The organism is Streptomyces sp. PsTaAH-137 (assembly GCF_003259365.1).
Lineage (GTDB): Bacteria > Actinomycetota > Actinomycetes > Streptomycetales > Streptomycetaceae > Streptomyces.
In genome coordinates this window covers 102,345-125,243 of record NZ_QLLY01000009.1, presented here as the reverse complement: position 1 = coordinate 125,243, position 22,899 = coordinate 102,345, and the positions used below count along the sequence as shown (strand labels likewise).

The 22,899-nt window shown below is 71.1% G+C and carries 21 protein-coding genes; 8 read left to right on the top strand and 13 right to left on the bottom strand.

Going from position 1 to position 22,899, the window contains the following annotated elements; genetic code table 11:
- Positions 1 to 99: 99 nt before the first annotated feature.
- Genes K377_RS21000 through K377_RS20985 form a run of 4 tightly spaced genes read right to left on the bottom strand, consistent with a single transcriptional unit; the run spans position 100 to position 5,028 of the window.
- On the bottom strand, positions 100 to 1,791 hold the full coding sequence (locus tag K377_RS21000) for a glycoside hydrolase family 43 protein (protein WP_111664982.1): 1,692 nt from the start codon (positions 1,789 to 1,791) through the stop codon (positions 100 to 102).
- 46 nt (positions 1,792 to 1,837) lie between these two features.
- Positions 1,838 to 2,713, bottom strand: a complete 876-nt coding sequence (locus tag K377_RS20995; protein WP_111664981.1) for a carbohydrate ABC transporter permease — start codon at positions 2,711 to 2,713, stop codon at positions 1,838 to 1,840.
- A gap of 26 nt (positions 2,714 to 2,739) precedes the next feature.
- Entirely contained in the window at positions 2,740 to 3,711 is a 972-nt protein-coding gene (locus K377_RS20990) for a carbohydrate ABC transporter permease (RefSeq protein WP_111664980.1), read from the bottom strand.
- A 33-nt stretch (positions 3,712 to 3,744) separates the two neighbouring features.
- Positions 3,745 to 5,028, bottom strand: a complete 1,284-nt coding sequence (locus K377_RS20985) for an ABC transporter substrate-binding protein (RefSeq protein WP_111664979.1) — start codon at positions 5,026 to 5,028, stop codon at positions 3,745 to 3,747.
- 321 nt (positions 5,029 to 5,349) lie between these two features.
- Between K377_RS20985 and K377_RS20980 the strand changes: the two genes are divergently transcribed.
- Together K377_RS20980 and K377_RS20975 are read left to right on the top strand one after the other, a co-directional pair.
- Entirely contained in the window at positions 5,350 to 6,588 is a 1,239-nt protein-coding gene (locus K377_RS20980; protein ID WP_237551360.1) for an endo-1,3-beta-xylanase, read from the top strand.
- 121 nt (positions 6,589 to 6,709) lie between these two features.
- Entirely contained in the window at positions 6,710 to 7,939 is a 1,230-nt protein-coding gene (locus K377_RS20975) for a hypothetical protein (protein ID WP_111664978.1), read from the top strand.
- 11 nt (positions 7,940 to 7,950) lie between these two features.
- Here the strand turns inward: K377_RS20975 and K377_RS20970 are convergent, their stop codons facing one another.
- Positions 7,951 to 8,913, bottom strand: coding sequence for a D-2-hydroxyacid dehydrogenase family protein (locus tag K377_RS20970; RefSeq protein WP_111664977.1), 963 nt, complete (start codon positions 8,911 to 8,913; stop codon positions 7,951 to 7,953).
- Positions 8,914 to 9,186: 273 nt separating this feature from the next.
- Between K377_RS20970 and K377_RS20965 the strand changes: the two genes are divergently transcribed.
- Positions 9,187 to 10,053: a family 16 glycosylhydrolase gene (locus tag K377_RS20965; RefSeq protein ID WP_181512612.1), complete on the top strand. Its 867-nt coding sequence runs from the start codon at positions 9,187 to 9,189 to the stop codon at positions 10,051 to 10,053.
- Between the two features lie 43 nt (positions 10,054 to 10,096).
- On the opposite strand, the gene K377_RS20960 is transcribed toward K377_RS20965, so the two are convergent.
- Complete coding sequence (locus K377_RS20960; protein WP_111664976.1) at positions 10,097 to 10,780, bottom strand: ribonuclease H; 684 nt, start codon at positions 10,778 to 10,780, stop codon at positions 10,097 to 10,099.
- Between the two features lie 74 nt (positions 10,781 to 10,854).
- Positions 10,855 to 11,247, bottom strand: coding sequence for a nitroreductase/quinone reductase family protein (locus K377_RS20955; protein ID WP_111664975.1), 393 nt, complete (start codon positions 11,245 to 11,247; stop codon positions 10,855 to 10,857).
- A 328-nt stretch (positions 11,248 to 11,575) separates the two neighbouring features.
- Between K377_RS20955 and K377_RS20950 the strand changes: the two genes are divergently transcribed.
- Positions 11,576 to 12,424 (top strand): endo alpha-1,4 polygalactosaminidase, encoded by an 849-nt coding sequence (locus tag K377_RS20950; protein WP_111665207.1) that lies wholly within the window; start codon positions 11,576 to 11,578, stop codon positions 12,422 to 12,424.
- A 24-nt stretch (positions 12,425 to 12,448) separates the two neighbouring features.
- Here the strand turns inward: K377_RS20950 and K377_RS20945 are convergent, their stop codons facing one another.
- A complete protein-coding gene (locus K377_RS20945; protein ID WP_111664974.1) occupies positions 12,449 to 13,789 on the bottom strand; it encodes a hypothetical protein in 1,341 nt (446 codons plus the stop codon).
- A 340-nt stretch (positions 13,790 to 14,129) separates the two neighbouring features.
- On the opposite strand from K377_RS20945, the gene K377_RS20940 reads away from it, so the two are divergent.
- On the top strand, positions 14,130 to 14,375 hold the full coding sequence (locus K377_RS20940; protein ID WP_111664973.1) for a hypothetical protein: 246 nt from the start codon (positions 14,130 to 14,132) through the stop codon (positions 14,373 to 14,375).
- 21 nt (positions 14,376 to 14,396) lie between these two features.
- On the opposite strand, the gene K377_RS20935 is transcribed toward K377_RS20940, so the two are convergent.
- On the bottom strand, positions 14,397 to 15,344 hold the full coding sequence (locus K377_RS20935) for an SDR family oxidoreductase (RefSeq protein ID WP_111664972.1): 948 nt from the start codon (positions 15,342 to 15,344) through the stop codon (positions 14,397 to 14,399).
- Positions 15,345 to 15,498: 154 nt separating this feature from the next.
- On the opposite strand from K377_RS20935, the gene K377_RS20930 reads away from it, so the two are divergent.
- The 3 genes from K377_RS20930 to K377_RS20920 are packed head-to-tail and all read left to right on the top strand — an operon-like array spanning position 15,499 to position 18,052.
- Positions 15,499 to 17,172 (top strand): FAD-dependent oxidoreductase, encoded by a 1,674-nt coding sequence (locus tag K377_RS20930; protein ID WP_202454707.1) that lies wholly within the window; start codon positions 15,499 to 15,501, stop codon positions 17,170 to 17,172.
- A 50-nt stretch (positions 17,173 to 17,222) separates the two neighbouring features.
- On the top strand, positions 17,223 to 17,789 hold the full coding sequence (locus K377_RS20925) for a rhodanese-like domain-containing protein (protein ID WP_111664970.1): 567 nt from the start codon (positions 17,223 to 17,225) through the stop codon (positions 17,787 to 17,789).
- The gene (locus tag K377_RS20920; protein WP_111664969.1) at positions 17,786 to 18,052 is read left to right on the top strand and encodes a metal-sensitive transcriptional regulator; all 267 of its coding nucleotides are present in this window, start codon (positions 17,786 to 17,788) and stop codon (positions 18,050 to 18,052) included. The genes K377_RS20925 and K377_RS20920 overlap by 4 nt, the downstream gene beginning before the upstream one ends.
- A 64-nt stretch (positions 18,053 to 18,116) precedes the next feature.
- Here K377_RS20920 and K377_RS20915 read toward each other — a convergent pair whose 3' ends face one another.
- From K377_RS20915 to K377_RS20900, 4 genes are read right to left on the bottom strand one after another with little or no spacing between them, the layout of a single operon-like run.
- Positions 18,117 to 19,481 carry a GH1 family beta-glucosidase gene (locus K377_RS20915; RefSeq protein ID WP_111664968.1) on the bottom strand — a complete coding sequence of 455 codons (1,365 nt, stop codon included), beginning with the start codon at positions 19,479 to 19,481 and terminating at the stop codon, positions 18,117 to 18,119.
- A 41-nt stretch (positions 19,482 to 19,522) separates the two neighbouring features.
- A complete protein-coding gene (locus K377_RS20910) occupies positions 19,523 to 20,419 on the bottom strand; it encodes a carbohydrate ABC transporter permease (RefSeq protein ID WP_111664967.1) in 897 nt (298 codons plus the stop codon).
- Positions 20,412 to 21,425: a carbohydrate ABC transporter permease gene (locus tag K377_RS20905; protein WP_111664966.1), complete on the bottom strand. Its 1,014-nt coding sequence runs from the start codon at positions 21,423 to 21,425 to the stop codon at positions 20,412 to 20,414. Before K377_RS20905 ends, K377_RS20910 begins: the two co-directional genes overlap by 8 nt.
- Before the next feature lie 13 nt (positions 21,426 to 21,438).
- A complete protein-coding gene (locus K377_RS20900; RefSeq protein ID WP_111664965.1) occupies positions 21,439 to 22,755 on the bottom strand; it encodes a sugar ABC transporter substrate-binding protein in 1,317 nt (438 codons plus the stop codon).
- Positions 22,756 to 22,899 lie beyond the last annotated feature (144 nt).

Here is a 22,899-nt window from a genome sequence, read left to right as displayed (position 1 = left end):
CCTCGTACTGGACGTACTCGGCTTTGCGCCCGGTGCGGCGAGAGTGCGTGCCAGGCGTCGCGGGGCAGAGGGGAGTTTGAAGACAGGCCCTAGGGCCCTTCATCGGTCGTCCGTCCCCTGGTAGGCGAGCGCGGTGAAGTCGGCGCCCAGTCCGCCGCCCGTGAGGTCCTGCGCGCACACGCCGATGAAGGCCCCGGTGAAACCCCAGGTGCTGAAGTGTGCGCCGGTGCCGACGGTCGCGTACTCGTCGGAGAGCCGGGTCACGTCGAGCGCCGGGCCGAGCGGCCGTTCCGCGCGCGGGCCGTCGTCGGTGTCGACCGACCAGGTGAAGGCGGCCTCGGCGCCCTGTCCGGTCAGCCGCAGCCGGACGGGGCCGCTCGCCGGCAGCGGAACGGGCGGTGTGGGTTCGGCGTACCGGCCGCGGTCGCAGACGGCGAGGCGCAGCACCCTGCCCCGCTCCTCGTCCCAGGTGACGTGGGCGTAGTGCCAGAGCTGGGTGTTGTAGAAGTGGACCAGGCCCGCCATGTGCTGGGGCGAGGAGGGGGCGAAGGACACCGTCGCCCCGGCCGTGAAGCGCAGGTGTTGCTGGCGGCGGGCCACGAGGCTCTGGTCGTGGAGCGAGGAGAGCGACTCGCCGCCGCGCAGCCTCAGGGTGTCGTGGGCCGGGCCGCCGCGGGTGAGCCAGGACGGGTCGGGGTGGCGGCGCAGGGTCATCCACTCGGGACCGAGGACTCCGGCGGGCGGCGCGGCGGGCCGTGTTCCGCGCCGCTCCGCTGTCGGGGCGGGGACGTGCACGGAGGGGCGTCCGGGGCCCGCGTCGCCGTCGACGCGCGGCCAGCCGTCGGAGGTCCAGTGCACGCGTTGCAGCGCGGTCTCGCGGCCGAGGACGCAGGCGCCGTGCGCGGTCAGCGGACGGGCCGTGAGATGCGCCAGGTACCAGGCACCTTCGGGGGTCTCGACGAGGCTGCCGTGGCCTGCTTTCTGGAGTTCCAGGGTGTCGTCGCCGTACGCGGTGAGCAGCGGTCCGGCCGGATCGGGCGTGTAGGGGCCGGTGATGTCGCGGGAGCGGGCCACGGTCACCGCGTGCTCCCAGGAGGTGCCGCCCTCCGCGGTGAACAGGTAGTACCAGCCGTCCTTGCGGTACAGGTGCGGGCCTTCGGTGCGGCCGAGCGGGGTGCCGGAGAAGATCCGCCGCGCTTCCCCGACGGGTCGGCGCGCGGCCCGGTCCCACTCCTGCAGCAGGATGCCGCCGAACGGGTCGTGGCCCGGCCGGTGGTCCCAGGTCAGCCACAGCAGCCAGCTCCGGCCGCTGCCACCGGGGCCGGTGTCGTGGAAGAGGGACGGATCGAATCCGCCGCCGGGCGCGGGAGCTGGCTCGGACCACGGGCCGGTGGGGGTGGGCGAGGTGGTGACCCAGTTGCGTACGTCCTTGTGGGCGCCGGCCAGGCTCGTGACGTGGGAGTAGACGAGGTGGAACAGCCCGTCGGCGTACGACAGGCAGGGCGCCCACACTCCGCCGGAGTCGGGGACGCCGGCGAGGTCGATGAGCCGTTCCTCGGTCAGCGCGCCGCCCAGGGGACGCCAGTTCACCAGGTCGCGGGAGTGGTGCAGGGTGACGCCCGGCAGCCATTCGAAGGTGGAGGTGGCGAGGTAGTAGTCCTGGCCGACCCGGAGCAGCGAGGGGTCCGGGTGGAATCCGGCTAGCACGGGGTTGCGGATCGTCGGGGGCCGCCCGGTGGCGGGCTGCGGGGCGGCGGGGGTCGGCCCGGTCGCGGGCGCGGCGGCAGTCATGCGGTTCCTCGGGGATCGGTGGGGTCGGGGCGGCGGGGCGCGCGGCTCATCCCTTGACGGCGCCGGCCATCACCCCGGAGACGATGCGCCGGGCCAGGACGGCGAAGAGCGCGAGCACGGGGACGACGGAGACCACGACGCCGGCGAGCATCAGCGTGTAGTCGGTGTAGTAGCCGGCGGCGAGCTGGTTCAGGGCGATCTGCACGGTGCCGTTCTCCGGGGGCAGCGCGATCAGCGGCCAGAAGTAGTCGTTCCAGGCGAACATGAAGGTGAACATGCCGAGCACCGCGGCCACCGAGCGCACCCCGGGCCAGGCGACGTACCAGAAGGTGCGCAGTTGTCCGGCGCCGTCCATCCGGGCCGCCTCGATGAGCTCGTCGGGGATGTTCTCCTCCATGGCCTGCCGCATCCAGAACACGCCGATCGCGGAGACGAGCGCGGGCACGATGAGGGAGCTGAGCTTTCCGTACAGGCCCATGTCGGTGACGAGGAGGTACAGCGGGATGATGCCGAGCTGGGTCGGCACCATCACCGTGGTGATCACCACGACGAGGAGCGCGTCGCGGCCGGGGAAGCGGAGTTTGGCGAAGGCGTACCCGGCGAGCGAGGACAGCAGGACGTTGCTGACGGCCGTGCTGCCCGCGACGGTGAAGGAGTTGCCGAGCGCCTTCCAGAAGTCGACGGTGTCGAAGACGCGCCGGATGTTCTCCAGCAGATGGCCGCCGGGCACCAGGGACGGGGTCGAGCCGCCGAGGACGGAGTTGTCGCTGTGCGAGGCGACGACGAAGGTCCAGTACAGGGGAAAGACCGAGGCCAGGACCACGGCGGCGAGCAGGGCGTAGGCCAGCGGTCCCGCGCTGTCGTGGCGCCGGGGTCCGGCGGCGCGGGTGCGCGGGCGTCTGGCGGCGAGGGAGGTGGCCATGCGGGGGTTTCCTTCGGGGGCGTGGGTCATCGGTCGGAGCCGCCGAGGCGTCGGGTGAGGAAGAAGTTGAGCGCGGCGACGGCGGCGATGACGAGGAACAGCACCCAGGAGATGGCGGAGGCGTATCCGGCGTCGTTGTTGATGAACCCGTACTTGTAGAGCATCAGCGTCAGCGTCTGGAACTGGTGCTCCGTGCCGCCCTCGGCGTTGGCCTGGGAGTCGAACAGCAGCGGTTCGGCGAAGAGTTGGAGGCCGCCGATGGTCGAGATCACGACGGTGAAGAGCAGGGTCGGGCGGATCGCGGGCAGGGTGATACGGCGGAAGGTGAGGAGCCGTCCGGCGCCGTCGACCATCGCGGATTCGTACAGGTCGCGCGGGACCGCCTGCATCGCCGCGAGATAGATCAGGGCGTTGTAGCCGGTCCAGCGCCACATCACCATGAAGCTGATCGCGAGGTGCGAACTCCAGGTGTCCGCCGTCCAGTCGACGGGGGCGCTGATCAGGCCGAGCTGTTCCAGGACCCAGTTGACGACGCCGAAGTCGCGCCCGAAGAGCTGGGAGAAGACGAGGGCGACGGCGACCACGGACACGTACTGCGGTACGAGGACGAGCGCCCGCCAGGTCGTCCTGGCCCGCAACCGACGGTCGAGGAGCCAGGCGACGGCCAGGGCGAGCAGGAGTTGGGGGACGGTGGAGAGGAGGTAGATGCTGAAGGTGTTGTAGGTGGCGTTGTAGAAGTCGGGGTCGGCGAACAGGTCGCGGAAGTTGGCGAGCCCCGTGAATCCGCCGTCGCCGGTGAGCCGGTCCCAGCGGTGCAGGGAGACCCAGAACGTGTAGAGCAGCGGGTAGAGGCCGAACACCCCGAAGACGATGAAGAACGGTGCGACGAAGGTGTACGGCGTGATGCGGCTCTGCCGGGTCGGCCGCCTGCGGGCACGGCGGCCCGGTGGTGCGTCGGTGCCGAGGGTGCGCTCGGCACCGGCGGTGTGGACCGCCATGGAGCCCTCCTTGCGGGCAGGAGTGTCGGGCGGTCAGTGCTTGAGGTTTTTCGCCGCGTCGGTCAGGGCCTTCTGCCAGGCCTCGGAGGGCGAGGACTTGCGCTGCTCGACGAGTTGCAGGGCGTTGGCGAACGGGATGCGCACCTGCTGGTCCTTGGTGCCGCGGTAGCTGGGCTTGAGGCCCTGCGCCGAGGCGGCGAAGATCTTGCCCGTCGGAGCGTCGTTGAAGTACTTCTGCCGGGTGTCCTGGACGGCCTGGTCCGAGAGCGCGCCGGTCAGCGACGGGAGCGAGCCGGTCGGCCCCTGGAAGATCTTCTTCTCGGAGTCCGCCGAGGTCAGGAACGCGGCGAGTTCGGCGGCCTCCTTGGTGTGCTTGCCCTGCTTGGGCACGGTGAGGAAGGAGCCGCCCCAGTTACCGCCGCCTCCGGGCACGGCGGCGATGTCCCACTTGCCCTGGCCCTCCTTGCCGGCCGCGGTCTGGATGAGGCCGGTCATCCAGGCGGGGCAGGTGATGGTCGCCATCCGGCCCTGCTTGATGCCCGCGTTCCACTGCTGGCTGAACGGGACGAGGTTGGCGGACATGCCGTCGGCCGCGGCGTCGGCGGCGGCGGAGAAGGACCGCTTCACGTCGGGGTTCTTGTCGGCGATGTAGGAGTCGCGGGCGTCGAAGAACCCGTACTCGGTCTGGTTCATCATCGCGCTGAACACATTGCCCGCCGAGTCGAACCACGTGTGGTCCTTCACCTTGGCGCGGAAGGTGTCACCGGCCTTGAAGTACGCGTCCCAGGTGGGCCACAGCCTGCCCACCGCCTCCCGGTCCGTGGGCAGCCCCGCCTTCTGGAAGAGGTCCTTGCGGTAGCAGATGGCGAGACCGCCGACGTCGGTGCCGTACCCCATGACGAACTTTCCGCCGTCGGCGGTGCCCTGCGCCCACTTGTACGGCAGGTACTCGTCCTTGCGCTTCAGCCCGCCGAAGTCGGCGAGGTTGACGAACTTGTCCTGCACGGTACGGAACTTGGGCAGATAGCCCTCCTCGACGGCGACGACGTCGGCGGCGCCGCTGCCCGAGGACAGCTGGGTGGAGAGGCTGTTGTGGTGCTGGTCGAGCTGGGAGATCCGCTCCTTCACCACGATGTCCGGGTGCGCCTTCTCGTACTCCTTGATCAGCGGCTTGTACCCGAAGTCGCTGAAGGTGGCGACGGTCAGCGTGATCTTGCCGTCGGACTCCACCGAACCGGAGGAACAGCCGGACAGGACGAGCAGGGTGGCGAGTCCGGCTGCCGCGGCGACGGATCTGCGGGCATGCGAGGAGCCCATGGGGGACCTCCGGGGATCGTGAGTGAGTGGGAGACCGAGGGACGCGAAGGCGTTTCGATGCGCACAACCTGACGGCTTTCGAAACTTGCTGTCAAGAGTTTCGGAGAACATTCGGAAACGGCGACCGCGTTCCCGACCCCAGAATCAGCCCTGATCGCAGGGCTTTTGAGAACGATGAGCCTGCGCACCGCCGCACAGCACGTTTCGAGAGCAGCCTCCCGGCCAGCACACTTCTACGAAACTTACGTGATTCATTGACGTAACCCCGGGCGGTCCCCACGATGCGGGGCGGAACTCACCCCCACGACGAGGAGTTGACCCGTGAATCGCCTCAGAAACCTCGGAGCCGCGGCGCTCGCGGTGGCCGTGCTCGGACTGCTCGGCACCGTGCCCGCGGCGGCGGACACCGCCGTCGCGGCCCGCAACCTCCCGCCCGACGGCAAGACGCTGTCGATCATGGGCCAGGACAGCGACACCCTCGCCGACTACAAGCGCGACGTGCTCGACCGGTCGGCCCTCGGAGCGCCCGCACCCGGCGGCGTCACCCTCTACACGAACCTGGTGCTCGGCGGCAGCCCGGAGCCGCTCGCCGGGATGACCGGACCGGCCAACTGGGGTGCCGGAACGGTCGACTTCAACAGCACCCTCGGCCAGTACCCGGACGCGGCCGTCGCCGTCGGCCTCTACCTCTCGGACGCCACCACCGGCTGCAACAACCAGCCGCTGCGCGCCATCATCGGCACGAACGACAGCGACGTGACCTCGGGCAGCCCGAACCTCGTCACGCGCTACCGCGACAAGGTCGACGAGATGGTGACCAGGCTCAAGGGCTACGACCGCCAGGTGTTCCTGCGGATCGGCTACGAGTTCGACGGCCCCTGGAACTGCTACAACGCCGACTTCTACAAGCAGGCGTTCGCCTACATCAAGGGCCGCATCGACGCCCTCGGCGCCACGAAGGTCGCCACGGTCTGGCAGACCGCGGCCTGGCCGCTCAACACCAGCACCGACCACCCCGAGTGGAACTACGTCGTCACCGACCCGCACCACTTCGACGCCTGGTACCCCGGTGACCAGTACGTCGACTGGGTGGGCATGTCCTCGTTCTACTCCGCCGGATCCGTGGCCACCCAGTGGGGATGCAGTGCGACCGACACCGCGCCGGCCGCACTCCAGGACCGCGTGCTCGACTTCGCCCGCGGGCACGGCAAGCCGGTGATGGTCGCCGAGTCCGCACCGCAGGGCTACGACAACGGCGCGGGCACCAAGAGCTGCATCATGCGCAAGAGCCCGGCCGCCACCGACGCGGACACCGTCTGGAACGAGTGGTACCAGCCGTACTTCGACTGGATCGCCGCCAACCGGGACGTGGTACGGGCCGCCGCCTACATCAACACCGACTGGGACAGCCAGACGCAGTGGCAGTGCGCCGACGGCGCCCAGGCCGGCGGCCCCGGCTGCGCCAACGGCTACTGGGGCGACTCCCGCATCCAGGCGAATCCCACGATCCGCGACCGCTTCCTCGACCAGCTGCGGGGCTCGGGCTGGGCCAACGGCTGACCCCGGCCCCCTTTCCCCGGCGGCGGGACGGCCGCTCCCCCGCCGTCCCGCCGCCCACCCCCTCGTCCCTCCGCCGGGCCGCCCGACCCCACGTCAGCGGCCCGGCAGACTGGAGTGCCCCATGCCCACCCCCACCACGGGCCGCAGAAGCCGCCCGCACCTCCTGCTCCTCACCGTGCTCCTCGCCCTCGCCTGGCTGATCCCCTCCACCACCCACGCCACCGCCGCACCGTCCACCCCGCGCACCCTGCTCATCGGGCAGTCCACAAAGGCGGCCTGGGACGACTACACCTCCTTCGGGCAGGCACCGGACGGCGGCTCGGTCTACTACGAACTCGCCTCCGGCACCTGGGTCGGCGCGGGCCACGCCGACTACGCGTCCTTCCTCGCCGACCAGGGGAAGACCGTGCAGGTCGGCATCAGCTGGAAGGACAACCCGCCCGGCTTCGGGGGCGGCGACGAGAACGCCAAGGCCGCCCGCTCGCGCGCCGTCACCCAGGAACTCGCCGACGGCCGCTACGCCGACCGGTTCGACACCCTCATCGGCTTCATCGACGCCCACCCCGCGGCCACGTTCCTGCTCCGCCTCGACTACGAGGTGAGCTCCTTCTACCACTGCACCGACGACACCTGCGCCTCGTACAAGAACGCCTTCGCCCGGATCCGCTCGCTGATCCGGGGGCGCGTGCACCAGGACAACGTCCGCTTCGTCTTCCACCCGGTGCGCGGCGAGTTCGAGAAGCTCTATCCCGGCGACGCGGTGGTGGACCAGATCGGCGTCTCGATCTTCGCCCACGAACTGTGCATGCCCATCCACGACATGGGCGGCTATCTCTACAACGGCACTCCTCCGGACAACTACGACACCTCCGCGTTGCAGTGCCGCAACGCCTATCTCGCCACCGACTCCTCGGGGAATCCGAGCGCCGTGTGGAAGAACTGGGACTACGACGCGAACGTCCTGAAGATGATGAAGTTCGCCCAGGACCACGGGAAGAAGATGATCGTCTCCGAGTCCGGGATGATGAACTTCACCGCCGACGACGGTGACACCAGCGGCGCCGAGCCGGTCCGTGGCGCGACGTGGACGAAGCGGCTCTTCGGCCTGCTCGACTACCGTGGCCCGATCCCGAACATGGCGGGCACCTACGACCTGTCGGACGTCATCAGCACGGTCACGTACATCAATCTCGACTTCCGCTACGGCTGGGACGGAAAGGACGACGGCTCGTTCGACTTCCCGCCCGACTCGACCTGGTTCGCGGACGGTCGCCTGTCCCGGAACACGCAGGCGCGGGCGGCGTTCTGCACGGGTCTCGCCGCCGGCGGATTCCGTACCGGGTGCGCCTGAGCCGGGGCGGCTCAGCCCAGCGTGCGTACGGGCTGTCCCGACAGATAGCCCTCGATGTCCTCGACCGCGCCCCGGAAGTAGCCCTCGTAGTTGCGCCGGGTGACGTAGCCGAGGTGGGGCAGGCCGAGGAAGTTCGGGGCGGTGCGCAGCGGGTGGTCGAGCGGGAGCGGTTCGGTCTCGAAGACATCGCTGCCCGCGCCGGCGATCCAGCCCTCGCGGAGCGCCCGGAGAAGGGCGTCCTGGTCGACGATCGCGGCCCGTGAGGTGTTGACGAGGTAGGCGGTGCGGCGCATCCGCCGCAGTTCGTCGGCGCCGATCAGGCCGCGGGTGCGGTCGCCGAGGACGAGGTGCACGGAGACGAAGTCGCTGGTCTCCAGGAGTTCTTCCTTGGACGCGGCGAGGGTGGCACCCGCCGCCGCGGCGCGCTCCTCGGTGAGGTTCTGGCTCCACGCGGTGACGTCCATGCCGAAGGCGGCGCCGACCCGGGCCACGCGGGTGCCGATCTTGCCGAGGCCGAGCAGTCCGAGCCGGCTGCCGTGCAGGTCGGCGCCGAGCGTGGTCTGCCAGGGGCCGCCCTCGCGCAGGCTGTCGTTCTCCGTGACCACGCCGCGGGCGAGGCCGAGCAGCAGCGCCCAGGTCAGCTCGGCCGGGGGCTCGGAGCTGCTGGGCGTGCCGCAGACGGTGACGCCGTGGGCGGCCGCGGCGGCGAGGTCGATGGAGGCGTTGCGCAGGCCGGAGGTGATCAGCAGCCGCAGCCGGGGCAGCCGGTCGAAGAGCGCGGCCGGGAAGGGGGTGCGTTCGCGCATCACGACGACGATCTCGCAGTCGGCGAGTTCGGCGGCGAGCGCGTCGTGGTCCGTGAGGTGCCGGTCGAGGAAGCGGACGTCGACCCGGCCGGCGAGGCGGTCCCAGTCGGCGAGGTCGCGGGCGACGCCCTGGTAGTCGTCGAGTACGGCGCAACGCGGCGTGGCCACCCGGGCTCCCCTGTTCGATCGGCTGTTGCGATCACGTGGCGTGATCACGAAAACCCTAGTACGGGGCGTGCGCGGGGCCGCGGCACACCCCGGTGACGGTCCAACCGGACTCCACGGACGGGAAGTTGGTACAGACGAATCCCTTGACGTCCTTTCCGGGCGCCCCTTAAATCAACCCTTGAACTCACCGCACCACAGGCAACTCCCTTGTCTTCACTTTCTGGCGTGTCCGAGACAGACACGATCCCCCTACCCGAAGTGACGTGATGTTCCATGCGCAGTTCACACCGCTCCCGTACGTTCCTGCGGCGCAGGCTCCCGCTCGGCGCGGCCGCGCTCCTGTGCCTCGGCGCGGGACTCGTGCCCGTCGCCAACGCCGCGGGGACCGATGACGCCCGGGCCGCCGCGGTGACCTTCTCCGACGATTTCGACGGGCCCGCGGGTTCGGCGGTCGACGGTTCGAAGTGGCAGACCGAGACAGGCGACAACGTCAACAACCATGAACGGCAGTACTACACGGCGGGCAACAGCAACGCCGCTCTCGACGGCCAGGGCCACCTCGTGATCACGGCCCGCAAGGAGAACCCGTCCAACTACCAGTGCTGGTACGGCACGTGCGAGTACACCTCGGCGCGGCTGAACACGTCGGGCAAGTTCTCGACGACGCACGGGCACGTCGAGGCGCGGATGAAGATACCGCGCGGCCAGGGCATCTGGCCCGCGTTCTGGATGCTCGGCGACGACATCGGCTCGGTCGGCTGGCCGAACTCCGGCGAGATCGACATCATGGAGAACGTCGGCTTCGAGCCGTCCACGGTGCACGGCACGATCCACGGTCCCGGCTACTCGGGGTCGGGCGGCATCGGCGCGCCGTACTCGCTGCCGAACGGTCAGGCGTTCGCGGACGACTTCCACACCTTCGCGGTGGACTGGTCGCCGAACGAGATCAAGTGGTCGGTGGACGGCACCGTGTACCAGACCCGGACGCCCGCCGACGTGGGCGGCAACCAGTGGGTCTTCGAGAAGCCGTTCTTCGTGATCCTGAACCTGGCGGTGGGCGGCTACTGGCCGGGCGACCCGGACGGCAGCACCCAGTTCCCGCAGCAGCTCGTCGTCGACTACGTCCACGTGTCGAGCTGAGCAAGCGGTGCGGGCGAGGGGCCGGCGCCCCTCGCCCGTGCCGTCACACCGACTCGCGGCACTCCGGGTGACCCCAGCCGTCGGGGTTCTTGGCGATGTCCTCACCGGCGGCGTACGAGCGTCCGCACCGGCAGCGGCCGGGGAACTTGGCCTTGAGGGTGCGCGAGGAGGAACCGCTCCCGCCCGCGGTCTTGCGCCGGGGCGTCTTGGCGCGGGCCGGGGCGGCCGACGACGGCGAGGAGGGCGGCGGCTCCGGGGAACCGAGCGCGCTGCCCGCGTCCTGCTGCGCGACGGCGGCCTGGCTGGCGGCGCGGTCCGCGAAGTCGTTGAGCGGGTCGCCGTCGACCTGGTGGGCGGGGACGTACTTGAACTCGACCGAGCGGCCCTCCAGGAGGGCGTCGATGCGGGCGACCAGTTCCTGGTTGGCGACCGGCTTGCCGGACGCGGTCTTCCAGCCCTTGCGCTTCCAGCCGGGCAGCCAGGTCGTGACGGCCTTCATCGCGTACTGGGAGTCCATCCGGACCTCCAGCGCGACATCGGCCGCGACCGTGGTCAGCAGCCGCTCCAGGGCCGTGAGTTCCGCGACGTTGTTCGTCGCGGTGCCCAGCGCACCGGCCTCCCACTGGACGACCTTCTCGTCGCCGTCGGCGACCACCCAGGCCCAGGCGGCCGGACCGGGGTTTCCTTTGGACGCGCCGTCACACGCGGCGATCACACGTTCTGCCATGCCCCGATCATGCCAGGGCCGGGCCCCGTCCGAAGAACGCTGACGTGTCCACGCCCGGCCGGGCCGACTCGCCGTCAGGCCAAGTCGACCCGGATCGTGAGGAGTTGGTCGCCGAAGGCGCGGACCGCCGCGCTGTTGAAGAACGGCAGCGTCCTGAGCCGGGCCCGGGCGTCGTCCTCGGGCAGCAGGTGGGCCACCCCGTGGTACCAGCGGCCGCGGATCCTGACCCGGACGTCGGGGCTGGCCCGGATGTTCCGCACGTACTGCGACGCGAGCCCGAACTCCGAGACGAGCCAGAAGGTGTCGCCGATCCGCCGTCCGCCGACGGGGGTGCGGCGGGGCTCCCCCGAGACCCGGCCGGTCGTCTCGATGAGCATCTGTCCCGGCAGCCGTCTGGTCAGCGGGTTGACGACGCTGCGCTGGAACGTGGTGACGAGCCGGTGCCGAGTGTCCTGATCACGCGCCATGCCCCCGAACTGTAGTCGCAGACGCCAGGATGGGACATGGATCGATCAAGAACCGCTGTGCGGCCCCGCACAGCAGGAAGCCCCGACCGCGACGGGGGATCACGGCCGGGGCGGCTCTGTGTGGGCACGGATGGCGGTCGCCTCTCGGCGGGGGGCTCCGCAGGGCTTCAGCCGAACGATCTTCCCTGCGGGCTATCGGTAGGGCCCGGGGACACTGTCCCATCCGCGTCCACGGTGGGTTCAACGGGCAAGGGGGCCTTGTTGTTCCCGGCCGTCCCCGAGGGGCGCGTGAGGTGGGTCACGGCGCCGTGGCCCTTAAGGTTCTGTGGTGATCTTCGTCCCGCCCTCGCGTCGTTCCGCCCGCCCCTCAGCCGTCGGGCTCGTCCTCGCCGCCGTACTCCTGCTGACCGCCTGCTCGTCGACGTCCTCGCCGTCCGGTTCCGGCTCCGACACCCCGGACGTGGTCCTGCCGACACCGCACGTCGGCTTCGACTACCAGATCGGCGGGCCCTACAAGCCGCCGTCCGGGGTGCAGGCCGTCTCCCGCGACCGGAGCGCGGACCCGGTGAAGGGGCTGTACAACGTCTGCTACGTCAACGCGTTCCAGGCGCAGCCGGACGCGCTGCGCCGGTGGGAGCGCGACGACCCCGATCTCCTGCTGCGGGACGACGACGGCGACGTGGTCATCGACGAGGACTGGGACGAGGCCCTGTTCGACCTCTCGACGGCGGCCAAACGGGCGCGGCTGGCGAAGACCGTCGGCGGCTGGATCGAGGGCTGCGCCGACGACGGCTTCCAGGCCGTCGAGCTGGACAACCTGGACTCCTACTCGCGCTCGGACGGTCTGCTCGACGCCTCGGACGCGGTCGCCTTCGCACGGCTCCTCGCGGACCGGGCGCACGCGGCCGGTCTCGCGGTCGGCCAGAAGAACACCGCCGAACTCCTTCCGAAGCGGTCCGCCGTCGGCTTCGACTTCGCCGTGTCCGAGGAGTGCGGGAGCTACGACGAGTGCGGTGCGTACGCGAAGGCGTACGACGACCGGGTCTTCGCCGTCGAGTACCGGCCCGCCGACTTCGCGCGGGCCTGCCGCACCTACGGCAAGCGGCTGTCGCTCGTACTGCGCGACGTGGATGTGCGACCGGCGGGGACCAAGGGCTACGTGCGGCGCACGTGCTGACGGCTCCCGCGTGAGCCCGGCGTCCTAGCCGAGCGGTGACGGGGTGCCCAGCGCCTCCAGACGCCGGTGGATCGCCTCCAGGGCGCCCGGGCGGCGGCCCGGCACCTGCTGGCGCAGCGCGGTGAGGACGACGGCGAGGGCGTGGGCCCGGTGCGGGTCCCCGAGCTGCTCCCACTGGTGGTGGGCACGGTCGACGGCCGCCTCCACGTCCTCGTCGGTGGGCGCCTCCCCACGGGCCAGCCGCCCTTGCGCCACTTCGGACCACAAGGCGCAACTGCGGCCGGGATCGTGCGCGAGGCGTGCGAGGTCCGCCCGCACCTCCAGCCAGTGCACGGCCTGCGCGGACCCGGGCCCGTGGACCCGCAGCGCCTCTTCCTCCCAGCGCGCCGCGAGGGCGGCGGCCTCGGCGTGCCGGCCCGCCCGAGCGGCGGCGAGCAGGGCGGGGTGGGGGTCCTCGGCGGGGACGGGTTCCGCCGGGGGCGCGGTGACGCGGGCGGGGGGCACGGGTACCGCGACGGGCACGGTGGCCGTGGGGGCGAAAGCCGGCAGGGGCGGCGCGGGGACGGGCACCGGCATCGGGGCCGGGTGCTGCGGCACCACGACAGGGGCCGCCGACGCCACGGGAGCCGTCCCCCGTACGACGCTGCGCGGCGCCGGAGCGGTGGCGGGGCCCGACTGCGCCGTCGGGAACGCCCGCACCGGCGTGTCCATCGCCACGAACAGCGCCTCCGCCGGGCCCGAGCGGTCGGCCGCGGCCTCGTGGAGCCGCGCGAGGTGCGGGCGGGCGCCGGTGCGCCAGATGTCGGCGTACGTCCTGAGGTAGTCGGGGGTCAGGACCGTGCGGCGGGACGGCGGCGGGCTGACACGGCCGAAGACGCGGACGCCGTGGCCGAGACCGACACCGCCGCCGCGCACGTGCGGCCAGGCGTCGGCGTCGGCGACCAGGTCGAGGACGACGGTGGTGGTGTGCGGGGGCCGCAGGGCCAGTTCACCGGTGAGCCAGTGCCAGGGCAGCGCCGTGTAGCGCAGCGTCGACGGGGTGGTGCGGGCCAGGGCCAGGTGGAGAAGGTGCTGGCGGTGGTCGAGGTGGAGCTGGCCGGTGACGTACACGTGCAGCTGTCCGGGCAGCGCGGCGGCGGTCCGTATCCGGGTGAGGACGGTCTGCGGGTCGAGCGGGTCGGCGAGTTCGACGACGGTGGCCGCCGCGGTGCCGGTGAGCGCGCTCGGCGGGACCGCGGCGAGTGCGGGCAGGACGGCCGCCGCGTCGATGAGGCATCCCTTGCCGACGGGGGCCGCCGCGAGCAGCAGCGCCGTCCCCGGGCCCGCGGATCGTGCCTCGTTGTCGCCTTGCGTGTTGATCACCACCAGAGCACCGTAACCGGAATCCTGGTGCGCGGCCGACCGCTCACGCAAACCCAACTGGTCCGACTACGGGCTGTTTTCGGCCGTTTCGGCCACGGGGTGCGGACAGCGCAGGGTGTCCCCGGTCACGGGGGCGCCCTCCACCATGCTCCGGTCGTCCCGCTTTCCGCGCTGCCCACGGCGACGCGGAAAGCGGGACGACCGGATCCTGCCACGGGGCGGAGCCGGAGCGCGGATGTGCCCCGTCGGCGCCGTCGCGTATCGCGCACGCCGTCCGATTCACCGTCCTGCCCGTCCACCTCCGCGAGGTGCGGCCGGGCATCGGTGCGAGGAAGCTGAGTCCATGATCGATGACGCAGGACGCAACGGTTATCCCTCGGTCGTGGTGCACGCGGCCCAGCCCGGCGGGCGCCGGGTCTACATTCGGGGCGAGGACTCGGGCCTCGCCCGGTCGGTGACGGACGTGGTGGCGTTCCTGCGCCGGGCCGGTCTCGACGACGCGCCGCTCGACGATCCGGACGTCGTGGAGTGGCGCGGCGGCGGCAGCGGGATCTGGCCCGCGCGCATCGACGACCCGGACGACCGGTAGAGCTCGAACGGCCACCAGGGCTCAGCGGTATCCGGTGACGTCCGCGGGCCTGCCGGTGTCCTGCACCTCCACGAGGTAGCGCCAGGCGTCCGGCCTGCTGCCGTCGAGGTCGGTGAACCCGTAGGTCCTGGCGAGGCCGCCGCTGGACTGGGAGGTCCCGTTGAACCGGGCCACCTCCGGGTCGGCGGCGAGCGCGGCGACGGCGCGTCCGGTGTAGCGCGGCGTCTCCGAGATCGCGAAGTGCGGCTCGGTGGCGAGCGCGTCGCGCCAGGTCTCCTCGGTGACCTTGAACGCGTCGAGCATGATCTCCGAGCGCATCCAGCCGGGTGTCAGGGCGACGGCGGTGGCGCCGCGCGGGCCGAGTTCGTGGCCGAGGGAGAACGCCATGCGCAGCACGGCGCTCTTGGCGAGGTCGTAGAAGAAGGAGTTGCGGTAGTGCGCCGCGTTGTAGTCGGCGGTGCCGTCGGTCATCTCGACGACCAGGCCGCCGGGGGCGCGCAGCAGCAGCGGCAGCGCGAAGTGGCTGGTGACGGCGTGCGTCTCGACGGCGAGGCGGTGCAGGCGTAGCCCCTTGTCGAGATCGTGCTCCCAGACGGGCGCGTCCCAGGCGAAGAGGTGTTCGCCGCCCCAGATGTCGTTGACGAGGACGTCGAGGCGTCCCTGTTCGGCGTCGACCCGCTCGACGAGGGCGCGCACCCGGTCCGGTTCCAGATGGTCGGTGGGGACGGCGATGCCGACGCCGCCCGCCGCGCTCACCAGGTCGGCGGTGTCCTCGATCGTCTCGGGCCTGTCGTACTCGGAGCGCCGCTCGCGGGTGGTGCGTCCGGTGACGTAGACGGTGGCGCCCGCCGCGCCGAGTTCCACGGCGATGCCGCGGCCCGCGCCGCGCGTGGCACCCGCGACGAGGGCCACCCTGCCGCGCAGCGGCCGGTCGTCCGAGGTGCTGCCGGGATCTGTTGTGTCCGTCATGACCTGCTCTTTCGTGTCGGTCCACCCGGTCGCGCCGACCGGACACCCCGAGCATCCCCGCGAATCCCGACACCTTCTGTCCGACTTTCCGCTCGGCTCCGCGCACGGCGGTACGTGATCACTCTCACCCCGTCCGTTTCATACCCCCCAGGGTATGGCTGATACCCTCGGGGGTATAAAGTCGAAGCTGAAATCGGAGGTTCCCGTGAAGGTCGTGATCGTCGGAGGCGTGGCGGGCGGCATGTCCGCGGCGACGCGTCTGCGCCGCCTGGACGAGCAGGCGGAGATCGTCGTGCTGGAGCGCGGCGCCCATGTCAGCTATGCGAACTGCGGGCTGCCGTACTTCCTGGGCGGCGTCATAGAGGAGCGCGACGCGCTGCTCGTCCAGACCCCCGAGGCGCTGCGTGCCCGGTTCCGCATCGATGTGCGGGTGCGCAGCGAGGCCGTCGCCGTGGACACCGCGGGCCGGACCGTGACGGTGCGGGATCTCGCGGCCGGCACGGAGTACACCGAGGCGTACGACCGGCTTGTGCTCAGCCCGGGCGCCCGGCCCTTCGTGCCGGAACTGCCGGGTGCGGAGCGGGCGTTCACCCTGCGGGACGTCTCGGACACCGACCGGATCGCGGGCGAGCTGGCGGCGGGCGCGCGCTCGGCCGTGGTCGTCGGCGCCGGGTTCATCGGCGTGGAGGCCGCGGAGAACCTGCGCCACCGCGGTCTCGACGTGACGCTGGTGGAGCTGGCCGGGCAGGTGCTGCCGCCGCTCGACGCGGAGATGGCCGCGCCGCTCGCCGCCGAGCTGCGGGCGGGCGGTGTCGACCTGGCGCTCGGTACGCAGCTGAAGGAGATCCGGGACCACGAGGTCGTCCTGGACGACGGCCGGACCGTCCCCGCCGACCTCGTCCTCATGGCGATCGGGGTCCGTCCCGACGTCGGCCTGGCCCGCGCCGCCGGTCTCGCGATCGGCCCGCGCGGCGGCATCGCCGTCGACGAGCGCGGCCGCACCAGCGACGACGCCGTCTACGCGGTGGGCGACGCGGCGGAGAAGCGGGACGCGCTGAGCGGCGAGAGCACGCTCGTGCCGCTGGCGAACCTGGCCAACCGACACGGCCGGCTCGTCGCCGACGCGATCGCCGGACGCCCGGTGTCGGCCCGGCCCGCCACCGGCACCGCTGTCGTCCAGGTCTTCGGGCTCACCGCGGCGGCCACCGGCTGGAACGAGAAGCGGCTGCGCGCCGCGGGCCGCCGGTACCAGGCGCTGCACCTGCACCCCGGATCGCACGCGGGTTACTACCCCGGCGCCTCCCCCATCGCGCTGAAGGTCCTGTTCGACCCGGACGACCTGAGCATCCTCGGCGCGCAGGCGGTCGGCGCGGACGGTGTCGACAAGCGGGTCGACGTGCTCGCCACCGCGATCGCGGGCGGCCTGACCGCGCCCGACCTGGCCGATCTGGAGCTGGCGTACGCCCCGCCGTACGGCTCGGCGAAGGACCCGGTCAACATGGCGGGGATGATCGCCGAGAACCTCGTGACCCGTACCGACCGCACCGTCCAGTGGCACGAACTGGACGCGGCGCGGGCGGCCGGCGCCGCCCTCGTCGACGTCCGGACGGCGGCCGAGCACGCCCGGGGCGCCATCCCGGGCGCGGTCAACATCCCGCTCGACGAGTTGCGCGACCGGGCCGCCGAGCTGCCCGACGGTGACCTCCTCGTCCACTGCCAGGTCGGTCTGCGCGGCCACACCGCACTGCGTCTGCTCGCCGGACTGGGCCGCGACGCGGCCAACTTGGACGGCGGCTACGCCACCTGGTCCGCGGGCCAGGCCGCCTGACCCCCACCCGTACCCCCACCCACGATCCCCCCACACTTCAGGGAGAACCCATGAGCACCACCCTCGCCCCGGCGGAGCTGCGCGCCCGCCCCGCCGACAGCACCCTCGTCATCGACGTGCGGGCGCCCGGCGAGTTCGCCTCCGGCCATGTGCCCGGCGCGGTGAACGTGCCGGCCGACCACCTCGACGCGCTCCTGCCCGACCTGCGCTCCGCCGCCGAGCGGCGCCGCCTCGTCGTGGTCTGCGCCGCCGGGCAGCGCTCCGCCGCCGCCTGCGCCAAGCTGGCCGAGGCGGGCGTGGACGCGGTCGGCCTCGGCGGCGGCACCCAGGCGTGGACCGCCGAGGGACTGCCCGTCGACACGGCTGCCGTCGAGGGCCGCGCGGTATGGGCGATGGACCGCCAGGTCCGGTTCACGGCAGGTGCGCTGGTCCTGGCCGGGATCGCGCTCGGCCGCCGCGCGCCGAAGGCCCGACTGCTGGCCGCGGGTGTCGCCTCCGGCCTCGTCTACTCGGCCGTGACCAACTCCTGCGCCATGGCGGCCGTGCTGGGCAAGCTGCCCGTCAACCGTCCGGCGCCCGACGCCCTGGACGCGGCCCGCGCCGCGCTGCGCGCATGAGCGTCACCCCGGCGGCCACGGACGCCGTCCTCAAGCGACTGCGCCGCGCCCAGGGCCAGCTCGCCGGTGTCATCGCGATGATCGAGGCGGGCCGCGACTGCAAGGACGTGGTGACCCAGCTGGCCGCCGTGTCCCGGGCCCTCGACCGGGCCGGCTTCAAGATCATCGCGTCGGGCATGCGGGACTGCATGAACGCGGCGGAGGGCGAACAGCCCCCGCTGACCGAGGAAGAGCTGGAGAAGCTGTTCCTCTCCCTCGCCTGACCCCCGTACAGGCGAGACCGTCCCGGTGGGGCCGCTTCCGGTCGGCCCCACCGGGACGGCGTTCTCAGGCGGCGCGCCGCACCCGCGCCCCGTGGCGGCGCACGATGTCCGCGTAGCGGTGGCCGCTGCCCTTGATGGTGCGCACCTGCGTGTTGTAGTCGACGTGCACCAGGCCGAACCGCTTGTCGTAGCCGTAGGCCCACTCGAAGTTGTCCAGCAGCGACCAGGCGAAGTACCCGGCGAGCGGGGCGCCCTTGCGCACGGCGCGGGCGCAGGCCGCGACGTGGTCGACGAGGTACTGCTCGCGCTCGGGGTCGTCGACCGTGCCGTCGGGGCGTACCACGTCCGGGTACGCGGAGCCGTTCTCGGTGATGTACAGCTTCTGTGCGCCGTACTCGCTGGTCAGGCGGAGCAGCAGGCTCTCGATGCCGTCGGCGTCGACCTCCCAGTCCATGCCGGTGCGCGGCACGCCGAGCCGGCGCACGGCGTCGGCGTACGGGGCGGGGCCCGCCGGGTGGTCGGCGATCGCGGACGGGAAGTAGTAGTTCAGGCCCAGCCAGTCGAGCGGCGCGGCGATCGTGTCCAGGTCGCCCGGCTGCTCGGGCAGTTCGACGCCGTAGACCTCGAGCATGTCCTCGGGGAAGCCGCGGCCGTGCACCGGGTCGAGCCACCAGCGGTTGGAGTGGCCGTCCATGCGGCGGGCGGCGGCGATGTCCTCGGGCCGGTCGGTGGCGGGCTCCACCTGGGCGAGGTTGAGGACGATGCCCACCTCGGCGTCGGGGACGGCCGCGCGGATCGCCTGCGTGGCCAGGCCGTGGCCGAGCAGCAGGTGGTAGGAGGCCGGGACGGCGGCGTTCAGGTCGGCGAGGCCGGGCGCCATCCGGCCCTCCAGGTGGCCGATCCACGCCGAGCACAGCGGCTCGTTGAGCGGCGTCCAGTGCTTCACCCGGTCACCGAGCCGCTCCGCGACCACGGACGCGTACTCCCCGAAGGCGAGGGCGGTCTCCCGCGCGGGCCAGCCGCCGCGGTCCTGCAATGCCTGCGGCAGGTCCCAGTGGTAGAGGGTGACCATCGGCGTGATGCCGTCCGCGAGCAGCGCGTCGGTCAGCCGGTCGTAGAAGTCGAGGCCCTTGGCGTTGACCGGGCCGTCGCCGCCGGGGACGATCCGCGGCCAGGCGACGGAGAACCGGTAGGCGTTCGCGCCCAGGCGCTTGAGCAGGTCGAAGTCCTCGCGCCAGCGGTGGTAGTGGTCGCAGGCCACGTCTCCGGTGTCGCCGTTGTCGACCTTGCCGGGGGTGTGCGAGAACGTGTCCCAGATCGAGGGCGCGCGGCCGTCCTCGGCGACCGCCCCTTCGATCTGGTACGCGGCGGTGGCCGTGCCCCACAGGAAGTCGTTCGGGAAGGCGGCGAGGTCTAGGGGCTCGGACACAAGGTTCCTTTCACAAGTACGGTCTGCAGTAAGGGGGCCGGTCACTTGACCGCACCGGCGGTGAGACCGGTGACGAGATAGCGCTGCAGCAGGAGGAAGCCGGCGACGACGGGCACGCTGACGACGAGCGAGGCGGCCATGATCTGGTTCCAGTACACGTCGTTGAGGTTGGCGTAGGCGCCGAGTCCCACCGAGAGGGTGCGGGTGTCGTCGTTGGTCATGACCGAGGCGAACAGCACCTCGCCCCACGCGGTCATGAACGCGTAGACGGCGACCGCGACGATGCCGGGGATCGCGGCGGGCACGATGATCCGGAACAGTGCGCCGAGCGGCCCGCAGCCATCGACCATGGCGGCCTCGTCCAGGTCGCGCGGCACCGACTCGAAGTAGCCGATGAGCATCCAGATCGCGAACGGCAGCGTGAACGTCATGTAGGTGAGGATCAGTCCGCCGCGCGAGCCGAACAGGGCGATCCCGGTGGCGTTGCCGATGTTGACGTAGATGAGGAACAGCGGCAGCAGGAAGAGGATGCCGGGGAACATCTGCGTCGACAGCACGGTCACCGTGAAGACGCGCTTGCCCTTGAAGCGGTAGCGGCTGACCGCGTACGCGGCGAAGACCGCGACGATCACGGAGCAGACGGTCGCCGCGCCCGCCACGATCAGCGAGTTCACGAAGTACTTGGCGAGCGGGACCGTCGACCAGATGTCGATGTACGGACGGATCGTCAGCCCGCTGGGGATCCAGCGGAACTTGCCCTGGACGTCCTCGAGCGGCTTGAGCGAGCTGGAGACCATGACGAACACGGGCAGCAGCACGAAGCCGGTGAGCAGCGTCAGGAAGATCCGGCGGGACCACAGGAAGGACTGCGGCGACGCCATCGGCGAGCGGTGCCGCGTCCGTGTGTCCGCGGTCTCGGCCACGGCAGTGTCAGACATCGGAAGTCTTCCTTCCGCGCGAGGTGAGCGCCAGGTAGACGCCCGTCACGACGAGCAGGAACAGCAGGAGCAGCACGGACATGGCGGATCCGCTGCCGAAGTTCCAGGTGACGAACGAGGACTGGTAGATGTGCACGGAGATGATGTCGGCCGCCTCGGGCGCCGCCTTGCCGAACATCACGTAGGGCGTGTTGAAGTCGTTGAACGTCCACAGGAACAGGACGAGGACGAGGACCTGGTTGACCGGGCGCAGCGAGGGCAGCGTGATGCGGCGCAGTTGCTGCCACAGGCCGGCGCCGTCGAGCGCCGCCGCCTCGTACATCTCCTTGGGGATGTTCTGGAGGCCGGCCATCACGATGAGGAAGGCGAACGGCCAGCCCTTCCACACCGACACGGTGAGCAGGGCGTAGAAGCTGTTGTCGCCGATCAGCCAGAAGGACGGCTTGTCGGTGACGCCGAGCTGGTCGTGCAGGACGTGGTTGATCAGCCCGTTGTCGTGCTGGAACATGAAGACCCAGGTGATCACGGCGGCGTAGACGGGCAGCGCGTACGGGATCAGGAACAGGGCGCGCAGGATGCCGCGGCCCTTGAACGTCTCCTGCATGAAGACGGCCGCGGCGGTGCCGATGGCCCAGCACAGGCCGACCGACAGCACGGTGAACAGGCAGGTGACGAAGAAGGAGTGGAGCAGCGCCTGGCCGACCGGCGCGTCGAAGTCGACGGCGACCTTGAAGTTGTCGAGGCCGGCCCAGGGGGCCGAGGTCCAGTCCCTGATGAAGAACTGGGTCAGCTCCCTGAAGCTCATCACCACGCCCATGACCATGGGGATGAGGTGCACGAGGAGTTCGAGCACGAGAGCGGGCAGAAGCAGCAGGTAGGGCAGGCCGATCCGGCGGATCCGCCCGGGACGGCGGCTCTTGCCGCGCGCCGCCCCGGGGGAGTTCTTGCCGACGGCCCGCCCCTCCCCCGCAGACGCGGGGGAAGGGGCGGTCGTGGACACAGTCATCGGGTTCTCCGTGCTACTTGTTCGGCATCGACTGCTGCGCCTTGGTCAGCGCCGCCTTCACCGACTCCGTGGTGACCGCCTTGCCGTTGGCCGCGTCGGCGAACAGCTCCTTGACGGCCGTGCCGACCGCCGTCTCGAACTGGGACTCCTCGGCGACCTGCGGCAGCGGCGCCGCGCTCTTGGCCAGGGTGTCCTTGAGGACGCCGGTGGTGGAGGTCTCGAACGCGGGGTCCTCCTGCGCGGCCTTGACCGGCGGGATGGAGCCGTAGGTCTTGTTCAGGAGCTTCGACTCCGCGTCGCTGGTCATGAACTTCACGAACTTCGAGGCGCCTTCGAGGTTCTTGGTGTTCTTGAAGACGGCGATGTTGATGCCGGCGACCATCGAGTTGACCTGGTTGCCGGTGCCGGGGGTGCCGGACGGGACGGGCGCGGGGACCACGCCGTAGTCGTCCTCGGACATGCCCTGCGACTTGAACGTGGAGGCGGCGGCCTGCCACAGGACCATCGCGGTCTTGCCCTTGGAGAAGTCGCTCAGGGACTGGTTCTGCGCGTACTCGGCGTTGCCGGGCGCGATGATCTTGTCCTTGGCCATCAGGTCGACGTACTGCTTGACCGCCGCGACGGCGCCGTCGGAGGTGAAGTCCGGCTTGCCGTCGGCGGTGAACCAGTCGGCGCCGCGCTGCTTCGCCATCACGAAGATCTGGTGGATGTTGTTGGACAGGTTCGAGCCCTCGGCGCCCAGGCCCCACTTGCCGTTCTTGGAGATCTTCTTGCCGTCGGCGACGACCTCGTCCCAGGTCGTCGGGGGCTTGGATATCCCGGCGTCCTTGAACATCTTCTTGTTGTAGTAGAGCGCGTACGACATCGAGTACAGCGGGACAGCGGCAGGGTCCTTGCCCTCGGGGCCCGCCGAGCCGAGCGCCGAGTCGACGAACCGGTCCTTGCCGCCGATCTTGTCGAACTGCTTGGCGTCCCAGGGCAGCAGGGCCCCGGTCGCCTGCAGCGAGGCGCTCCAGGTGTTGCCGATGTTCAGCACGTCGGGGCCCTGCCCCGAGGTGGTCGCGGCCATGATCCGGTTGAGCAGGTCCGACCACGGGACGACCTCGAGCTTGACCTTGATCCCGGTCTGCTTCTCGAACTTGTCGAGCTCCGGCTGGAGGACCTTCTTGTCGACCTGGATGCTCGCACCCTGGTTCGACGCCCAGTACGTGAGGGTCTTCGGGGAGTCGTTGGAACCGCCTCCCGAGGAAGAGCCGCCACCACAGGCGGTCGCGGCGAGGGCGAGCGACACGGTGACGGCACCGATGGCGGTGGCTCGGATTCTGCTCATGCTCCAGGTGTCCCTTTCCGGAGGAAGTCGACGGGGGATGGCTCAAGAGGGCTCGACGGACAGAGCACGGCGGGCGCGGCCAACATCGGCGAACCGACCGCCCGCTTCAACTCTTGAACACCCTTACGACTTAATTTAGGACGT